Annotated in this window: 1 protein-coding gene and 1 pseudogene; one reads left to right on the forward strand and one right to left on the reverse strand. The window is 73.3% G+C overall.

The features are described 5' to 3' along the window. Positions 1-380, forward strand: a 380-nt coding sequence (locus E2E34_RS34735; protein WP_138905772.1) for a biotin transporter BioY, incomplete at its 5' end; no start/stop codon positions are given. A 68-nt stretch (positions 381-448) separates the two neighbouring features. Here E2E34_RS34735 and E2E34_RS36910 read toward each other — a convergent pair. Then, positions 449-610: pseudogene (locus tag E2E34_RS36910) on the reverse strand (amino acid transporter); the annotation flags it as partial.

The following is a 610-nucleotide window of genomic DNA, read 5'->3' on the forward strand; positions in this document are numbered from 1 at the left end:
CCCGCCGCGGCTTCTTCTCCCTGGCGCTGTACGCGCTGGTCGGCATGGCCGGTGTGCCGTGGTTCGCGGGCGGCACCTCGGGTGCGGGCGGCGCGTCCTTCGGCTACGTACTCGGCATGCTGCTGGCCGCCACCGTGGTCGGCGCGCTGGCCCGCCGCGGCGGCGACCGCTCGGTGCTGCGCACCGCGGGCACGATGGTCCTGGGCTCGGCGGTCATCTACGCCGTCGGCGTCCCGTACCTCGCCCTGTCCACCGGCATGTCGCTCGGCGCGGCGGTGGCCGCCGGCCTGCTGCCGTTCCTGATCGGCGACGCGCTGAAGGCGGCGCTGGCGATGGGCGTGCTGCCCACGGCGTGGAAGCTGATCGGCGACCGCGGCTGAGTTCCCCGCAGAAACGGAAGGGCCCGCACCTCGTACCCGAGGCGCGGGCCCTTCCGTCTGATCCGGGACTAGGCCGGCTGCTCCGCCTTCTCGCGGTCACGCCGTACCTTCTCGCGCACGAACGCGATGCCGACCACGACGGCGGCCACCAGCAGCGACAGCAGCACCTGCTCCCGCGCCGCGTCGTCGAACGCCATGTAGACGATGACGAACGTGATCATCGCGGCGGT

The organism is Streptomyces albidochromogenes, assembly GCF_005981925.1.
GTDB lineage: Bacteria > Actinomycetota > Actinomycetes > Streptomycetales > Streptomycetaceae > Streptomyces > Streptomyces albidochromogenes.